The 16405-nt window shown below is 58.9% G+C and carries 16 protein-coding genes; 10 read left to right on the forward strand and 6 right to left on the reverse strand.

The features are described 5' to 3' along the window. Nucleotides 1-20 precede the first annotated feature (20 nt). The gene (locus tag BFL40_RS31140) at nt 21-929 is read right to left on the reverse strand and encodes a flagellar protein MotY (RefSeq protein WP_071487540.1); all 909 of its coding nucleotides are present in this window, start codon (nt 927-929) and stop codon (nt 21-23) included. A 156-nt stretch (nt 930-1085) separates the two neighbouring features. Between BFL40_RS31140 and pyrC the strand changes: the two genes are divergently transcribed. Further along, nucleotides 1086-2132, forward strand: coding sequence for a dihydroorotase (gene pyrC / locus BFL40_RS31145; RefSeq protein WP_071487541.1), 1047 nt, complete (start codon nt 1086-1088; stop codon nt 2130-2132). Further along, on the forward strand, nt 2129-2800 hold the full coding sequence (gene rnt, locus BFL40_RS31150) for a ribonuclease T (protein WP_071487542.1): 672 nt from the start codon (nt 2129-2131) through the stop codon (nt 2798-2800). Before pyrC ends, rnt begins: the two co-directional genes overlap by 4 nt. Nucleotides 2801-2865: 65 nt before the next feature. Here rnt and BFL40_RS31155 read toward each other — a convergent pair whose 3' ends face one another. Further along, nucleotides 2866-3468, reverse strand: coding sequence for a peroxiredoxin (locus BFL40_RS31155; protein ID WP_071487543.1), 603 nt, complete (start codon nt 3466-3468; stop codon nt 2866-2868). Between the two features lie 245 nt (nt 3469-3713). Here BFL40_RS31155 and BFL40_RS31160 point away from each other — a divergent pair, with 245 nt between their 5' ends. Both BFL40_RS31160 and bfr read left to right on the forward strand, forming a co-directional pair. Beyond that, the gene (locus BFL40_RS31160; protein ID WP_010564137.1) at nt 3714-3932 is read left to right on the forward strand and encodes a bacterioferritin-associated ferredoxin; all 219 of its coding nucleotides are present in this window, start codon (nt 3714-3716) and stop codon (nt 3930-3932) included. Nucleotides 3933-4133: 201 nt separating this feature from the next. Continuing rightward, the gene (bfr, locus tag BFL40_RS31165) at nt 4134-4604 is read left to right on the forward strand and encodes a bacterioferritin (RefSeq protein ID WP_071487544.1); all 471 of its coding nucleotides are present in this window, start codon (nt 4134-4136) and stop codon (nt 4602-4604) included. A gap of 68 nt (nt 4605-4672) precedes the next feature. Here the strand turns inward: bfr and grxD are convergent, their stop codons facing one another. Beyond that, a complete protein-coding gene (grxD, locus tag BFL40_RS31170; protein ID WP_071487545.1) occupies nt 4673-5011 on the reverse strand; it encodes a Grx4 family monothiol glutaredoxin in 339 nt (112 codons plus the stop codon). 84 nt (nt 5012-5095) lie between these two features. Continuing rightward, nucleotides 5096-7204: a molybdopterin oxidoreductase family protein gene (locus BFL40_RS31175; protein ID WP_071487546.1), complete on the reverse strand. Its 2109-nt coding sequence runs from the start codon at nt 7202-7204 to the stop codon at nt 5096-5098. 435 nt (nt 7205-7639) lie between these two features. On the opposite strand from BFL40_RS31175, the gene argF reads away from it, so the two are divergent. Both argF and BFL40_RS31190 read left to right on the forward strand, forming a co-directional pair. Beyond that, a complete protein-coding gene (argF, locus tag BFL40_RS31185) occupies nt 7640-8560 on the forward strand; it encodes an ornithine carbamoyltransferase (RefSeq protein ID WP_071487548.1) in 921 nt (306 codons plus the stop codon). Beyond that, nucleotides 8557-9666, forward strand: coding sequence for an ABC transporter ATP-binding protein (locus tag BFL40_RS31190; RefSeq protein ID WP_071487549.1), 1110 nt, complete (start codon nt 8557-8559; stop codon nt 9664-9666). Before argF ends, BFL40_RS31190 begins: the two co-directional genes overlap by 4 nt. A gap of 70 nt (nt 9667-9736) precedes the next feature. On the opposite strand, the gene ybaK is transcribed toward BFL40_RS31190, so the two are convergent. After that, entirely contained in the window at nt 9737-10207 is a 471-nt protein-coding gene (gene ybaK / locus BFL40_RS31195) for a Cys-tRNA(Pro) deacylase (protein ID WP_057021816.1), read from the reverse strand. A 326-nt stretch (nt 10208-10533) separates the two neighbouring features. Between ybaK and BFL40_RS31200 the strand changes: the two genes are divergently transcribed. The 4 genes from BFL40_RS31200 to glpD all read left to right on the forward strand — a co-directional run bounded on the left by BFL40_RS31200 (nt 10534) and on the right by glpD (nt 15625). Beyond that, nucleotides 10534-11388 carry an MIP/aquaporin family protein gene (locus BFL40_RS31200; RefSeq protein WP_071487550.1) on the forward strand — a complete coding sequence of 285 codons (855 nt, stop codon included), beginning with the start codon at nt 10534-10536 and terminating at the stop codon, nt 11386-11388. 81 nt (nt 11389-11469) lie between these two features. After that, nucleotides 11470-12975 carry a glycerol kinase GlpK gene (gene glpK, locus BFL40_RS31205; RefSeq protein ID WP_071487551.1) on the forward strand — a complete coding sequence of 502 codons (1506 nt, stop codon included), beginning with the start codon at nt 11470-11472 and terminating at the stop codon, nt 12973-12975. Between the two features lie 95 nt (nt 12976-13070). Continuing rightward, nucleotides 13071-13826, forward strand: a complete 756-nt coding sequence (locus BFL40_RS31210) for a DeoR/GlpR family transcriptional regulator (protein WP_010212755.1) — start codon at nt 13071-13073, stop codon at nt 13824-13826. 260 nt (nt 13827-14086) lie between these two features. After that, entirely contained in the window at nt 14087-15625 is a 1539-nt protein-coding gene (gene glpD, locus BFL40_RS31215) for a glycerol-3-phosphate dehydrogenase (protein WP_071487552.1), read from the forward strand. A 47-nt stretch (nt 15626-15672) separates the two neighbouring features. Here glpD and BFL40_RS31220 read toward each other — a convergent pair whose 3' ends face one another. Further along, the gene (locus BFL40_RS31220; protein ID WP_071487553.1) at nt 15673-16398 is read right to left on the reverse strand and encodes a tetratricopeptide repeat protein; all 726 of its coding nucleotides are present in this window, start codon (nt 16396-16398) and stop codon (nt 15673-15675) included. Between the last annotated feature and the right edge of the window lie 7 nt (nt 16399-16405).

The following is a 16405-nucleotide window of genomic DNA, read 5'->3' on the forward strand; positions in this document are numbered from 1 at the left end:
GGGCGACCGATGGTCGCACCTTATGACGTGGCTGCCGGGTTGCTCGGTGCGGTGGCCTGAGGCGCCGGTTTCTCGGGGGCGGCCACGCGCTCAAGCTGAATGTTGACGCGGCGATTACGCGCCCGATTGGCAGCATTGGTGTTGGGAGCCAGTGGGTAGCTTTCGCCGTGGAAACGTAGGGTGACCTGCGACTCCTGGATGCCATTGGCCTTGAAGTAGTCCATCACTGCCAGGGCGCGGCGGCGCGAAACATCGCGGTTGGTCAGGCGGTTTCCGCTGTTGTCCGAATGGCCATTCAACTCGATATGGTTGACAGTGGGATCGGCTTTCATGAACGCGAGAATCACGTCCAGCTTCTTCTTGGCGGCTGCGTCCAGCTCAATGCCGCCACCGGGAAATCCGACTTCGGCCTGTTTGACCTGATCGTAATTCATCGGTAACAGCTTGGCGGTGCACAGTTGATAGTCGTTGTAGGCCTTGTTGAATTTTACCGGCAGCAAGCGAATTTCCGAATAGCCACCTTCGCGCCCGTAGTGACGAACGGTCGGGCTACGCCCTTCCAGCAAGCCATTGAACAGTCGCCCGGCTTGCGCCTGGGAACTGTTGAACAACACGTCGCCACTGCCGGCACGTACAGCGCCAAGGTTGATATCGCCTCGGCCCGGCTGCCAAGGGGCAGCGGCGGCCAACAAAGTGGCTGAGCCCTTGCCCAGAGAGCCGTTGTAGGCTTTCAGACGAAACGTCGCCTGCTCACCGGCCCGGCGCACGAACTCACCCGAGCCGAAATCGGTGATCGGCTGGGTCAAGCGGCACTCGAACTGGTCGCCTTCCACCTTCCACTCAATATTCTCCAAACGTGTCTGGAACGTGAGGGCCATCGCAGGCAGGCTGGCGAACACACTGAGCAGGGCTAGATAATGCTGGCGCACGGGAGGCTCCACTGGTTTCTACAACACTTCAAAGCGTCATACGTCGTTAAGGCATACCCAGGGATATCGGTCACCTCCTGCAAAACTTGATAGCGAGTGCCTGCAAGAGTCTTTTCCGGTAGCATTCCCACCAGATTGACCCGCCTGGAATCCCCAATGTCCGACCGCCTGACCCTGCTGCGTCCCGACGACTGGCATATTCATCTTCGCGATGGTGCTGCGTTACCTCAAACTGTGGCCGATGTCGCGCGCACGTTTGGCCGCGCCATCATCATGCCTAACCTGGTACCTCCGGTGCGCAATGCCGCTGAAGCCGACGCCTATCGCCAGCGCATTCTCGCTGCGCGACCGGCCGGTAGCCGCTTCGAACCGTTGATGGTGCTCTACCTGACCGACCGCACCCAGCCTGAAGAAATTCGTGAGGCCAAGGCCACAGGTTTCGTGCACGCCGCCAAGCTGTACCCGGCGGGCGCGACCACCAACTCCGATTCCGGCGTGACCAGCATCGACAAGATCCTGCCGGCCATCGAAGCCATGGCTGAAGTCGGCATGCCGCTGCTGATCCACGGTGAAGTCACCCGTGGCGACGTGGACGTGTTCGACCGTGAAAAGATCTTCATCGACGAGCATATGCGCCGTGTGGTCGAGCTGTTCCCGACCCTCAAAGTGGTGTTCGAACACATCACCACTGCAGACGCCGTGCAGTTCGTCACAGAGGCTTCGGCCAACGTCGGTGCGACCATCACCGCGCATCATTTGCTCTACAACCGCAACCACATGCTGGTGGGCGGGATTCGGCCGCACTTCTATTGCCTGCCGATCCTCAAGCGCAACACCCACCAGGTGGCCTTGCTGGATGCTGCGACCAGCGGCAGCCCGAAGTTCTTCCTCGGCACTGACTCCGCGCCCCACGCCCAACACGCCAAAGAAGCCGCGTGTGGTTGTGCTGGTTGCTACACCGCGTATGCCGCGATAGAGCTTTACGCGGAAGCATTCGAACAGCGTAACGCCTTGGACAAACTCGAAGGCTTCGCCAGTCTCAATGGCCCGCGCTTTTACGGCCTGCCAGCAAATACCGACCGCATTACCCTGGTTCGTGAAGACTGGACCGCCCCTGCCAGCCTGCCGTTTGGCGAGCTGACTGTTATCCCGCTGCGCGCCGGTGAAACACTGCGCTGGCGCCTGCTGGAGGAAAGCAAGTGAGTGAAGACCATTACGACGACGAACACGAGCACAGTGGTGGCGGCTCTCGCCACCCGATGGCCGAGCGCTTTCGCGGCTATCTGCCGGTTGTCATCGACGTAGAAACCGGTGGTTTCAACAGCGCCACCGACGCATTGTTGGAAATCGCCGCCACCACCATCGGCATGGATGAGCAGGGCTTTGTGTTCCCGGAACACACCCACTTCTTCCGTGTAGAGCCATTTGAAGGCGCGAACATTGAAGCCGCGGCCCTGGAGTTCACCGGGATCAAGCTCGATCACCCACTGCGCATGGCGGTGAGTGAAGAAGCGGCACTGACCGATATCTTCCGTGGTGTGCGCAAGGCGTTGAAGGCCAATGGCTGCAAACGCGCGATCCTGGTCGGCCACAACAGCAGCTTCGACCTGGGCTTCCTGAATGCCGCCGTGGCGCGACTGGACATGAAGCGCAACCCGTTTCACCCGTTCTCCAGCTTCGACACCGCCACCCTCGCCGGCTTGGCTTATGGCCAGACCGTGCTGGCGAAAGCCTGCCAGGCTGCCGGTATCGACTTCGACGGTCGCGAGGCTCACTCGGCTCGCTACGACACCGAGAAGACGGCCGAGCTGTTCTGCGGCATCGTCAATCGCTGGAAGCAGATGGGCGGCTGGGAAGATTTCGGCGACTGAGGTCGTCTCCCGCGCATAAAAAAACCGGCCTTCTCAGGCCGGTTTTTTTGTACCGCAAACGTGGCTTACAGCTTGCCGGCGTTCTCGGTCAGGTAAGCCGCAACGCCTTCTGGCGAAGCGTTCATGCCTTTGTCGCCTTTTTTCCAGTTGGCAGGGCAAACTTCACCGTGCTCTTCGTGGAATTGCAGAGCGTCGACCAGACGGATCAGCTCTTCCATGTTACGGCCCAGCGGCAGGTCGTTAACGATCTGGGAGCGAACAACGCCCTTGTCGTCGATCAGGAACGCGCCACGGAACGCCACGCCGCCTTCGGACTCAACGTCGTAAGCCTTGGCGATTTCGTGCTTCAGGTCGGCAGCCATGGTGTATTTGACTTTGCCGATGCCACCATCATTGATGGCGGTGTTACGCCAGGCGTTGTGGGTGAAATGGGAGTCGATGGAAACGGCGACCACTTCAACGTTACGCGCCTTGAAATCGTCCATGCGGTGGTCCAGAGCGATCAGCTCCGAAGGGCAGACGAAGGTGAAGTCCAGCGGGTAGAAGAACACCAGGCCGTATTTGCCTTTGATGGCTTCAGACAGCTTGAAGCTGTCAACGATTTCGCCATTGCCGAGGACGGCTGGTACGTCGAAATCCGGGGCTTGTTTGCCGACGAGTACGCTCATTGGGTATCTCCTGATGTAGGGGTGACGATTGAAGTAAAAGGACCGCCTCCAAGTCTGCCGCCCATAAGCGACAGCCCTGTGACGCAGTCACGCTTCGTAAAGACCGACCATCATACACCGAAAAAACCGTTCGTCAGCGCGCTGGCAGCGGCGGTGCAAAGTCCTGCGATTCTACTTTGACAATCATTCTCGTTAACATTAAGATCCATCGCACTTAAGCCTTAAACCCGCGACGGTTCTCCTTTATGTATGTGTGCCTCTGTACTGGCGTCACCGACGGACAAATCCGCGAAGCAATCTATGAAGGTTGCTGCAGCTACAAGGAAGTGCGTGAAACCACCGGCGTTGCCAGCCAGTGCGGCAAATGTGCATGCCTGGCCAAACAAGTGGTACGGGAAACCCTCACGCAGTTGCAAACGGCCCAGGCCGCGCTCCCCTATTCAGCAGAATTTACACACGCCTAATTAGACGTATTTTAAAGAACCGGACTTAGCGTCCGGTTTTTTTATGCTCGTAATTCAATTAGTTAGCGCCAAGACGCGGAACACAAACATTCTTATTCCGATTAATTTTCATTTATTATTCAATAACTTAGGTTTGACACTAGGGATTTCGCCGCTCAAACTCTGCCTTATACACAGCTATTACAGGGCAGGACCCCAGTCATGAAAGGCGACATCTCAGTCATCCAGCAACTCAACAAAATCCTTGCCAATGAACTGGTCGCGATCAATCAGTACTTTCTGCATGCGCGCATGTATGACGATTGGGGCCTGGAAAAGCTGGGCAAGCGTGAATACAAAGAATCCATCAAGGCCATGAAAGACGCGGACGCGCTGATCAAGCGCATCCTGTTCCTGGAAGGCCTGCCGAACGTGCAGGACCTGGGCAAGCTGAACATCGGCGAGCACACCCAGGAAATGATCAGCAGCGACCTGAAGTTCGAACAGAAGAGCCACAGCGACCTCAAGGCCGCCATTGCTCACTGCGAAACCAAGGGCGACTTCGGCAGCCGAGAACTGCTGGAAGATATCCTGGAAGATCAGGAAGAACATATCGACTGGCTGGAAACCCAACAGGGCCTGATCATCAAAGTCAGCCTGGAGAACTACCTGCAATCTCAGATGGGCGAATAAGCCTTATCTGGCAGGTATAAAAAAGCCCCGCTCTCTCACGAGAAGCGGGGCTTTTTATTGCGTTCGAATCAAGCTTCAGTCTTGGCTGCCGCTTTTTCCGCCGCGTCTTTGATCAGCGCTTGCAGCGAGCCATCCGCCGCCATCTCAACGATGATGTCGCTGCCGCCGACCAGCTCACCCGCTACCCACAGTTGTGGGAAGGTTGGCCAGTTGGCGTACTTCGGCAGGTTGGCGCGAATTTCAGGGTTTTGCAGGATATCCACGTAAGCGAATTTCTCGCCGCACGCCATGACGGCCTGGGAAGCCTTCGCGGAGAAACCGCACTGAGGAGCGTTTGGCGCGCCCTTCATGTAAAGCAGAATGGTGTTGTTGGCAATCTGCTCTTTGATCGTTTCGATGATATCCATGGAACACCTCGGCTGGAACTTTGCGACTCACAGGTCGGCACGGTGGCGCATTGTAACGCAAAATTCCAGCGCAGTGCTCTGGCCTTATGCAGCGGCAACCTGCACTGGAACGCCATTCAGCGCGGCATTGCCAGACAATTCGTCCAACTGCCGCTCGTCGGTCAGGTCATTCGCACTCGCCCCAGGCTGGCCGCTGGCGATAGTCATCTGAACACCTGGGCGACCGTGCCCCCAACCGTGGGGCAGGCTAACCACACCGGGCATCATGTCCAGGCTGGCCACCACCTCCACTTCGATCATGCCGATGCGCGAGCTAACGCGCACTCTTTGGCCATCGCTCAGTTGTCGGCTGGCCAAGTCATCGGGGTGCATCAGCAATTGATGACGTGGCTTGCCCTTCACCAGGCGGTGATAGTTATGCATCCAGGAATTATTGCTGCGCACATGACGGCGGCCGATCAGCAACAGTTCGTCGGCCACGGGGACTGGCTGCGCCGCAAAGCGCGCCAAGTCCGCCAGGATCACTGCGGGCGCCGCCTGCACCTTGCCGCTGGCGGTTTTCAAGCGTGCGGTAAGATTAGGCTGAAGCGGCCCCAAATCAACGCCGTGCGGATGATCGGCCAGCATCGCCACCGACAACTGATGACTGGAGGCGTCGCCGTACACACCGGCGCGCAACCCGAAATCGATCATCTGTGCGGGCGCCATAGTCGGTTTGAGCGCTACGCCTGTCTGCGCGGCAAACGCCTTGGCCAAACCGACAAATATCTCCCAATCATGTAACGCGCCCTCGGGCTTGGGCAAAATCGCGCGGTTGAAACGGGTGACATTACGTACGGCAAACATATTGAATGTGGTGTCGTAGTGATCGTTTTCCAGCGCCGACGTGGACGGCAGGATCAGGTCGGCATATCGCGTCGTCTCGTTGATATAGAGGTCGATGCTGACCATGAACTCCAAACCGTCCAAGGCCTGCTCCAGTTGACGACCGTTAGGTGTCGACAACACTGGGTTGCCAGCGACCGTCACCAGGGCGCGAATTTGTCCGTCGCCCTCGGTGAGCATTTCTTCGGCCAGGGCAGACACGGGCAACTCGCCACCGTATTCAGGGCGTCCGGACACCCGACTCTGCCAGCGATTGAAATGGCCGCCGCCAGTCGACGCCACCAGATCCACCGCCGGAGTAGTGCACAAGGCGCCACCCACACGATCCAGATTGCCGGTGACCAGATTGATCAATTGCACCAGCCAATGGCACAGCGTGCCAAACGCCTGGGTCGAAACGCCCATGCGTCCGTAACACACCGCTTTGTCCGCCGCAGCAAAATCCCGTGCCAACTGGCGGATCTGATCGGCAGGCACTGCACACTGCCGGCTCATGGTCTCAGCGGTAAACCCGGCGATGGCACGACGCACATCCTCAAGGCCTTCAACCGGCAAATGGCTGTCGCGGGTCAGGTTCTCGCTGAACAGGGTGTTGAGCATCCCAAACAACAGCGCTGCGTCCCCTCCCGGGCGTACAAACAGGTGCTGGTCGGCAATCGCCGCCGTCTCGCTGCGCCGTGGGTCGACTACCACCACTTTGCCGCCTCGGGCCTGAATGGCCTTGAGGCGCTTCTCCACGTCGGGCACAGTCATGATGCTGCCGTTGGACGCCAGCGGATTGCCGCCCAGGATCAGCATAAAGTCGGTGTGATCGATATCCGGAATCGGCAGCAGCAGGCCATGGCCGTACATCAGGTGGCTGGTGAGGTGATGGGGCAACTGGTCCACCGAGGTCGAGGAGAAACGATTACGCGTCTTTAGCTGGCCAAGGAAGTAATTGCTGTGCGTCATCAGCCCATAGTTGTGCACGCTAGGGTTGCCTTGATACACCGCCACTGCATTCTGCCCATGACGGGCCTGAATGCCCGCCAACCGCTCGGCGACGAGCGCAAAGGCCTCATCCCAGGGGATCGGTTGCCATTCGCTGCCCACTCGCAACATAGGCTGGTGCAAGCGGTCCGGGTCATTCTGGATATCCTGCAGCGCCACAGCCTTGGGGCAGATATGCCCACGACTGAACGTATCCAGCGCGTCCCCCTTGATCGACGTGATCGCCAGACTGCCGTCGTCGGCTTGAGTGGTTTCCAGGGTCAGGCCACAGATGGCTTCACACAGATGGCAGGCACGGTGGTGGAGAGTCTTGGTCATGGCCAGTCTCTTTATTAGGGCTTTGGCCCAACTATGGGCCGCGACAGGGATGGACACCAGTAACGTTCGCGCCGTGAATCGACGGGCATCAGGCCAAGGCATGGCTAAGCGTGAGCAAATGTTTCAGAAACCCCACACACAGCCTCTGAAACCGACGCAGCCTGGTCTGGACCCGCCCTCGCGCATTGCAAAATATCTCAACGCCAGTGTACAAATGACCTGCTGCTGTCTGGAAATCGTCTTCAAAAGCGCTTCTGCACCCCTCTTGAACACCCTTAAAAACCGTAGCCCTATTGGTAAGACGCGACATTTAATTATAAGATCGCGCCTTCCCCTATTTCGTCGCCCCGTGCGGCTTTCGCCGCAGGTCTCGCCCGTTGTCACAATAAACAAGGCTTTGAGTATCTGCGGTCTGTTGCAAAAAGGTAGTTAATGATGAGCGCAAGGCACTTTCTCTCCCTGATGGATTGCACGCCCGAAGAGCTGGTCAGCGTGATCCGTCGAGGCATTGAGCTTAAAGACCTGCGTAACCGCGGCGTACTGTTCGAGCCTTTGAAAAACCGCGTGCTCGGGATGATTTTCGAGAAGTCGTCGACCCGCACCCGCGTGTCTTTCGAAGCCGGCATGATTCAACTGGGTGGCCAGGCTATCTTCCTGTCATCGCGTGACACCCAACTGGGCCGTGGCGAGCCGATCGCCGATAGCGCCAGGGTTATGTCGCGCATGCTCGATGCGGTGATGATTCGTACCTTTGCCCACAGTACCGTGACCGAATTTTCCGCCAACTCCCGGGTACCGGTGATCAACGGCCTGTCCGATGACCTGCACCCCTGCCAATTACTGGCCGACATGCAAACCTTCCTTGAGCACCGTGGTTCGATCCAGGGCAAGACGGTGGCCTGGATCGGCGACGGCAACAATATGTGCAACAGTTATATAGAAGCGGCGATCCAGTTCGATTTCCAACTGCGCGTCGCTTGCCCGGAAGGCTACGAACCTGACGCCCGGTTCCTCGAACAGGCCGGCGATCGTGTCACTGTCGTGCGCGACCCGCGCGACGCCGTCATCGGCGCACATCTGGTCAGCACCGATGTCTGGACCTCCATGGGGCAGGAAGAAGAAACCGCCAAACGCCTGGCCCTGTTCGCGCCGTTCCAGGTAACCCGCGCATTGCTCGACCTGGCCGCGCCGGATGTGCTGTTCATGCACTGCCTGCCCGCGCACCGTGGCGAGGAAATCAGTGTCGACCTGCTCGACGACCCACGCTCGGTCGCCTGGGACCAGGCTGAAAACCGCCTGCACGCACAAAAGGCCTTGCTCGAATTCCTCGTGCCGCCGTCATATCACCACGCATGAGTCAGCCATTACTGCTGAACCTGCGCAATTTGGCATGCGGCTATCAGGATCAACGCGTGGTGCAAAACCTCAGCCTGCACCTCAACGCCGGCGACATCGGTTGCCTGCTGGGCTCTTCAGGCTGCGGCAAGACCACCACGTTGCGAGCGATTGCCGGGTTCGAACCGGTGCACGAAGGCGAGATCAGCCTGGCCGGCGAAGTGATCTCCAGTGCCGGATTTACCCTGGCACCGGAGAAACGCCGGATCGGCATGGTGTTCCAGGACTACGCCCTGTTTCCCCACCTCAGCGTGGCCGACAACATCGTCTTCGGCATTCGCAAGCACCCGCAAAAAGAGCGAGTGGTCGCCGAACTGCTGGAACTGGTCAACCTGAAAAACCTGGGCAAGCGTTTCCCCCACGAGCTTTCCGGTGGCCAGCAACAACGCGTCGCCCTTGCTCGCGCCCTGGCGCCGGAACCGCAACTGTTGTTGCTGGATGAACCGTTCTCCAACCTCGATGGCGAACTGCGGCGCAAGCTCAGCCATGAGGTGCGTGAAATCCTCAAGGCACGTGGCACCAGTGCGATCCTGGTGACTCATGACCAGGAAGAAGCCTTCGCGGTGAGCGACCAGGTAGGCGTCTTCAAAGAGGGCCGTCTTGAGCAGTGGGACACGCCCTACAACCTCTATCACGAACCGCAGACGCCTTACGTCGCCAGCTTTATCGGTCAGGGTTATTTCATTCGTGGCCAATTGAGCTCGCCGGAATCGGTCAACACCGAACTCGGTGACCTGCGCGGCAATCGCGCCTATACTTGGCCTATAGGTGGCGCGGTGGATGTGTTGCTGCGCCCGGATGACATCGTCTACGCGCCGGACAGCGTGTTGAAAGCACGGATCGTCGGTAAAACCTTCCTTGGCGCCTCGACGCTGTACCGGCTGCAATTGCCGACGGGGGCGCAGCTGGAATCGATCTTCCCTAGTCATGCTGATCATCAGGTCGGTGTGGATGTGGGGATTCGTGTCGCCGCTGAACACTTGGTGCTGTTCCAGGCTTCAGGCAGCGTTGCGGCGCAGATTCCTCATGCCGAGTTCGGCGTGCGCCGCTACAGCCCCACCAACTGAAGAAACCGGATTAAACATGTGGGAGCAAGCCCGCTCCCACATTGGATTTACATTGTCGTCAAAAGTGAATTTAAGCTCGGCCAATCGGCGCGAACTTGGCCTGAGTATGTTCAGCCAACACCGCTGCCGGTAGCTCCACTTCCAATCCCCGTCTCCCCGCACTCACAAAAATCGTCGCGAACGGCTGCGCTGTCTCATCGATAAAGGTGCGTAAACGCTTCTTCTGCCCCAAGGGACTGATGCCGCCCAACAAGTAACCGGTGGAACGTTGCGCCGCCGCCGGGTCAGCCATCTCGACTTTTTTCACCCCGGCAGCGTGGGCCAGCGCTTTCAAATCCAGACTTCCGACGACCGGCACCACCGCCACCAATAATTCGCCTTTCTCACTGCTGGCCAACAAGGTCTTGAATACCTGTGCCGGGTCGAGCCCCAATTTTTCCGCGGCCTCCAGGCCATACGAAGCCGCCTTGGGATCGTGCTCATAACTGTGAATGCGATGTTCGGCGCGAACTTTTTTCAACAGGTCCAGTGCGGGGGTCATGACTACTCCGGGCGTGGCAAACAGAGGGCCAATTCTAGGCCAAGCCCATGCAAAACGCTCTAGTGCGCCCCTTCTGTAATGAGTGCCCGCAGGGGTAAGCGTGATCATTCACCAGACCAATAGTTCGAAAATGACCAATGGTTCACTTTCGACCTTTGACAGCCGTCATTCTTGTCTATATTTTTTCGTTTCCGAATACAGTAGAAATAGCCCTACAGCATTCGAGCAGTAAGCCGCGTCCTGGATGGGGATCCTCGCCACGGTGAAAATCGCGCAACAGCCCGTTGAGGCTGTGCGCCAAACAAGAACAACAATCGAGGTTTTCCATGACAACTGCTCTTCAACAGCCTTCACTTTCGAGTCAATGCATGGCCGAATTCCTGGGGACTGCGCTTCTGATCTTCTTCGGTACAGGATGTGTCGCTGCGCTCAAGGTCGCGGGTGCCAGCTTTGGGTTGTGGGAAATCAGTATCATCTGGGGGGTCGGCGTCAGCATGGCGATCTACCTGAGCGCCGGAATTTCCGGGGCTCACCTCAATCCAGCGGTGAGTATCGCCCTGTGCATTTTCGCTGATTTCGAAAAGCGCAAACTGCCCTTCTATATCCTCGCCCAGATCGCCGGTGCGTTCTGCTCGGCCGCCTTGGTGTACACGCTCTATAGCAATCTTTTTTTCGATTACGAACAAACCCATCACATGGTTCGCGGCTCCCAGGCCAGCCTGGAATTGGCGTCGGTATTCTCCACCTACCCCCATGCCCTGCTGAGCACCGCCCAGGCATTCCTGGTGGAAGTGGTTATTACCGCGATCCTGATGGGCGTGATCATGGCCCTGACCGACGATAACAACGGCCTGCCACGCGGCCCGTTGGCCCCACTGCTGATCGGTCTGTTGATCGCAGTAATTGGCAGCGCCATGGGCCCGTTGACCGGCTTTGCGATGAACCCCGCGCGGGACTTCGGGCCCAAGCTGATGACCTTTTTCGCCGGCTGGGGTGAAATAGCCTTTACTGGCGGACGCGATATTCCTTACTTCCTGGTTCCAATTTTCGCGCCAATTGTTGGCGCCTGCCTCGGTGCTGCGGCCTATCGCGGGTTGATTGCCCGTCATCTGCCAAGCGCCGCACCTGCTATAGCTGAAACAACTGACACGGCTGTCAACGGCAAGACGCATATTTCCTGATAGCGCCAGCCTGGTCCCCACTGCCCTTTTGCGGCCCAGGCTGATTACTCACTTCCTTATTTTCCGTCCAAGGCAATCGACATGACCGACATTCAGAATAAGAACTACATCATTGCCCTTGATCAGGGCACCACCAGTTCGCGGGCGATCATCTTTGATCGCGACGCCAATGTGGTCTGCACCGCCCAGCGTGAATTCGCCCAGCATTACCCGCAAGCCGGTTGGGTCGAGCATGACCCGATGGAAATTTTCGCCACCCAGAGCGCGGTCATGGTCGAGGCCTTGGCCCAGGCCGGCCTGCACCATGACCAAGTCGCCGCCATCGGCATCACCAACCAGCGTGAAACCACCGTAGTCTGGGACAAGGTCACCGGCCGCCCGATCTACAACGCGATCGTCTGGCAGTGCCGCCGCAGCACTGAGATCTGCCAGCAACTCAAGCGCGACGGCCACGAGCAATACATCAGCGACACCACCGGCCTGGTCACCGACCCGTACTTTTCCGGCACCAAGCTGAAGTGGATCCTCGACAACGTCGAAGGCAGCCGCGAGCGTGCACGCAACGGCGAGCTGCTGTTCGGTACCGTCGACAGCTGGCTGATCTGGAAATTTACCGGCGGCAAAACCCACGTCACCGACTACACCAACGCCTCGCGCACCATGCTCTTCAACATCCACTCGCTGGAGTGGGATTCGAAGATGCTGGAAATCCTCGATATCCCGCGCGAAATGCTGCCGGAAGTGAAGTCTTCCTCGGAAATTTACGGCCGCACCAAAAGCGGCATCGCCATCGGCGGCATCGCCGGTGACCAGCAGGCCGCGTTGTTCGGCCAGATGTGCGTGGAAGCCGGCCAAGCCAAGAATACCTACGGCACCGGCTGCTTCCTGCTGATGAACACTGGCGACAAAGCCGTGAAGTCCAAACACGGCATGCTCACCACCATCGCCTGCGGTCCGCGTGGCGAAGTCGCTTACGCCCTGGAAGGCGCGGTATTCAACGGCGGCTCCACCGTGCAATGGCTGCGTGACGAGCTGAAGATCATCGCTGATGCCACCGACACCGAATACTTCGCCAACAAGGTCAAGGACAGCAACGGCGTGTATCTGGTCCCGGCATTCACCGGTCTGGGCGCTCCGTACTGGGACCCCTACGCCCGTGGCGCACTGTTCGGCCTGACTCGCGGTGTACGTGTAGATCACATTATTCGTGCAGCCCTGGAGTCGATTGCCTACCAGACCCGCGACGTGCTGGACGCAATGCAGCAGGATTCCGGCGAACGCCTCAAAGCCCTGCGTGTGGATGGTGGCGCTGTTGCCAACAACTTCCTGATGCAGTTCCAGGCCGACATCCTCGGCACCCAGGTTGAACGCCCGCAAATGCGTGAGACCACCGCACTCGGCGCCGCTTACCTGGCAGGCCTGGCTTGTGGCTTCTGGAGCAGCCTGGACGAACTGCGCGGCAAGGCCGTCATCGAGCGCGAATTCGAACCACAGCTTGAAGAAACGGCCAAAGAGAAACTGTACGCCGGCTGGCAAAAAGCGGTCAGCCGCACCCGCGACTGGGAACCGCACGAAGGCGCTGAATAAGCCAACCGCCGGACCCACATTGGGTTGTAACTGGTAGGGAGCAGATTCCTGGGTCATCATGGGCGACTTTTGTATGGCAGCCCAAAGGACGCCCCATGAATCTGCCTCCCCGCCAGCAACAAATCCTCGAGCTGGTCCGCGAACGCGGCTATGTGAGTATCGAGGAAATGGCGCAGCTATTCGTTGTCACGCCGCAAACTATCCGCCGCGATATCAACCAACTGGCGGACGCCAATCTGCTGCGTCGCTACCACGGCGGCGCGGCTTATGACTCCAGTGTCGAGAACACCGCGTACGCCATGCGTGCCGACCAGATGCGCGATGAGAAACAGCGCATCGGCGAAGCCATCGCCGCGCAAATCCCCGATCACGCCTCGCTGTTCATCAATATCGGCACTACCACCGAATCCATCGCCCGTGCGCTGCTCAATCATAATCACCTGAAAATCATCACCAACAACCTCAACGTCGCCACCATGCTCAGTGCCAAGGACGACTTCGATGTGTTGCTGACTGGCGGCAATGTGCGGCGTGATGGTGGCGTGGTCGGCCAGGCCAGCGTCGACTTCATCAACCAGTTCAAGGTCGACTTTGCCTTGGTGGGCATCAGCGGTATTGACGAAGATGGCAGCCTGTTGGACTTCGATTACCAGGAAGTTCGGGTTTCCCAGGCGATCATTGCCAATGCACGCCAGGTGATCCTGGCGGCGGACTCCAGCAAATTCGGGCGCAATGCCATGATTCGCCTGGGACCGATCAGCTTGGTGGACTGTTTGGTGACCGATCAACAGCCGGTACCGGCGCTGGTGCAACTGTTGAACCAGCATAAGGTTCGCCTCGAAGTCGTGTAGCGCCTGACCTGCTCGTTCCCACGCTCCGCGTGGGAATGCATCGCAGGACGCTCCGCGTCCGCTCTATGACGCAGAGCGTCACGGGCTGAATTCCCACGCGGGGCGTGGGAACTATCAGTTCACAAATTTTCCTTTCGCCGCCCTTCGATGAGTTTTTTCAATCGAAGTCGGGTGGCTGCGCGCGCGTTTATCAGCTACCATTTTCGCAAATGAACATTAATGTTCGAATTCCAAGACGAAAAAGATCGCGAGGCTAGCCGATGAACCCTTCCACCTTGCCTGCTCCACCGCTTGCCGAAGTCTATGACGTTGCCGTAATCGGTGGCGGGATCAATGGCGTTGGCATTGCAGCAGACGCAGCCGGTCGCGGGTTGTCGGTATTCCTTTGCGAAAAGGACGACTTGGCCAGCCACACGTCCTCCGCCAGCAGCAAGCTGATCCACGGTGGCCTGCGTTACCTCGAACATTACGAATTCCGCTTGGTGCGCGAAGCCCTTGCCGAACGCGAAGTGCTGTTGGCCAAGGCACCGCACATCGTCAAGCAGATGCGATTCGTGTTGCCTCACCGTCCGCATCTGCGCCCTGCGTGGATGATCCGCGCCGGTCTGTTCCTGTATGACCACCTGGGCAAGCGCGAAAAACTCGCCGGCTCCAAAAGCCTCAAGTTCGGACCTGACAGCCCGCTTAAAAGCGAAATCACCAAAGGCTTCGAATACTCCGACTGCTGGGTCGACGATGCCCGCCTGGTTGTGCTTAACGCCATGGCCGCCCGCGAAAAAGGCGCGCACATCCACACCCAGACCCGTTGCATCAGCGCGCACCGCAGCAACGGCCTGTGGGAAATGAACATGGAGCGTGCCGATGGCAGCCTGTTCTCGATCCGCGCCCGAGCACTGGTGAATGCCGCCGGTCCGTGGGTCGCCAAGTTCATCAAGGATGACCTGAAGCTGGATTCGCCTTACGGCATCCGCCTGATCCAGGGCAGCCACCTGATCGTGCCAAAGCTGTACGAGGGCGCCCACGCACATATTCTGCAGAACGAAGACCAGCGCATCGTCTTCACCATTCCCTACTTGAACGACCTGACCATCATCGGCACCACGGACCGTGAATACACCGGTGACCCGGCGAAGGTAACGATTACCGAAGGTGAAACCGACTACATGCTCAATGTGGTCAACGCGCACTTCAAGAAGCAGTTGAGCCGCGCCGATATCGTCCACACCTATTCCGGTGTACGCCCACTGTGCAACGACGAGTCGGATAACCCGTCGGCCATCACCCGCGACTACACCCTGGCGCTGTCCGGTGGTAATGGCGAAGCACCGATCCTGTCGGTGTTCGGTGGCAAGCTGACCACCTACCGCAAACTCGCCGAGTCGGCGATGGCGCAGTTGGCGCCGTATTTCACCCAGATGCGCCCGAGCTGGACGGCCACGGCCAGCCTGCCTGGTGGCGAAAACATGAGCACGCCAGAGGCCTTGGCCGAAGCCATCCGTGCCAAGTTCGACTGGGTGCCAAGCGAGATCGCCCGTCGTTGGTCCACCACCTATGGCAGCCGCACCTGGCGCCTGCTGGAAGGCGTTCAGTCACTCGCGGACCTCGGCGAGCACCTCGGTGGTGGCCTTTACACCCGCGAAGTCGATTACCTGTGCGCAGAAGAGTGGGCGACCCAGCCCCAGGACGTGCTGTGGCGCCGCACCAAGCTTGGCCTGTTCACCACACCGCAGGAACAAGAAAACGTGCAGCGTTACCTGTCGAAGGTTGAGCAAAACCGCGCAAAGATTGAAGCGGCCTGATAAGGCCGAAATGAAAAGCCCCTGCACCGAAAGGTCCAGGGGCTTTTTTATGCCTCGAGCGCCTGGCACTGATAACGCAGGCCCATTTCGCGGATCGCGCTGAAAGCCGAGCCCAACAGCACCGGGTAAGCCGCCTGCAGGAAACCCGGCGTCGCGGTTGTCAGGGCGCGCTCAAGCCATACGCAGGCTTGGGCCTCATCGCCCGCTTCCACCAACTCGGCGGCATGGTTGTATTGCCCGCGAAAATCCCCGGCCTCAGCCGAACGCTGATACCACTGCCGCGCCACTTGCACATCCTTGGGCACTACAACGCCTTCGTGGTGAAAGCGCCCCAGCAGGTTCATCGACTTGGCATGCCCTTTTGCCGCGGCCTGACCGAACAGCGCAAACGCGGCGATAAGGTCGCGCTCCACACCGCGCCCGCGCGTCAGCAGTTGGCCATAGTTGTACAAGCCCCAATCCAATCCCAGATCGGCGGCTTGCCGGTAATGCCTGGCGCACTCGGTCAGATCGACTTCACAGCCCCAGCCGTTCTCCAGACAGCGCCCGACCATGTTGATCGCCATCGGGTGGCGCTGCAGCGCGGCAATACGAAACCAGCTCAACGCCAGCGGCTCGTCCTTCTGGATGCCACGGCCGTCGAGCAACAGCTGGGCCAGGGTCGCTTGCGCGTCGACATCGCCAAGTTGCGCCGCATGCATGACCCAGCGCGCATAGGCGCGAGGGTTGTCGCCGATTTCAGACACATCACTGCCTGATTGCCCACTTTGCATACGTGCC

The organism is Pseudomonas costantinii (genome assembly GCF_001870435.1).
In the GTDB taxonomy this organism is placed as follows: domain Bacteria; phylum Pseudomonadota; class Gammaproteobacteria; order Pseudomonadales; family Pseudomonadaceae; genus Aquipseudomonas; species Aquipseudomonas costantinii.

Coding starts and splice junctions, on each gene's coding strand:
- pyrC (WP_071487541.1), top strand. CDS start 1,086: ATGTCCGACCGCCTGACCCTGCTGCGTCCCGACGACTGGCATATTCAT.
- BFL40_RS31155 (WP_071487543.1), bottom strand. CDS start 3,468: ATGAGCGTACTCGTCGGCAAACAAGCCCCGGATTTCGACGTACCAGCC.
- BFL40_RS31160 (WP_010564137.1), top strand. CDS start 3,714: ATGTATGTGTGCCTCTGTACTGGCGTCACCGACGGACAAATCCGCGAA.
- bfr (WP_071487544.1), top strand. CDS start 4,134: ATGAAAGGCGACATCTCAGTCATCCAGCAACTCAACAAAATCCTTGCC.
- grxD (WP_071487545.1), bottom strand. CDS start 5,011: ATGGATATCATCGAAACGATCAAAGAGCAGATTGCCAACAACACCATT.
- BFL40_RS31175 (WP_071487546.1), bottom strand. CDS start 7,204: ATGACCAAGACTCTCCACCACCGTGCCTGCCATCTGTGTGAAGCCATC.
- argF (WP_071487548.1), top strand. CDS start 7,640: ATGAGCGCAAGGCACTTTCTCTCCCTGATGGATTGCACGCCCGAAGAG.
- BFL40_RS31190 (WP_071487549.1), top strand. CDS start 8,557: ATGAGTCAGCCATTACTGCTGAACCTGCGCAATTTGGCATGCGGCTAT.
- ybaK (WP_057021816.1), bottom strand. CDS start 10,207: ATGACCCCCGCACTGGACCTGTTGAAAAAAGTTCGCGCCGAACATCGC.
- BFL40_RS31200 (WP_071487550.1), top strand. CDS start 10,534: ATGACAACTGCTCTTCAACAGCCTTCACTTTCGAGTCAATGCATGGCC.
- glpK (WP_071487551.1), top strand. CDS start 11,470: ATGACCGACATTCAGAATAAGAACTACATCATTGCCCTTGATCAGGGC.
- BFL40_RS31210 (WP_010212755.1), top strand. CDS start 13,071: ATGAATCTGCCTCCCCGCCAGCAACAAATCCTCGAGCTGGTCCGCGAA.
- glpD (WP_071487552.1), top strand. CDS start 14,087: ATGAACCCTTCCACCTTGCCTGCTCCACCGCTTGCCGAAGTCTATGAC.
- BFL40_RS31220 (WP_071487553.1), bottom strand. CDS start 16,398: ATGCAAAGTGGGCAATCAGGCAGTGATGTGTCTGAAATCGGCGACAAC.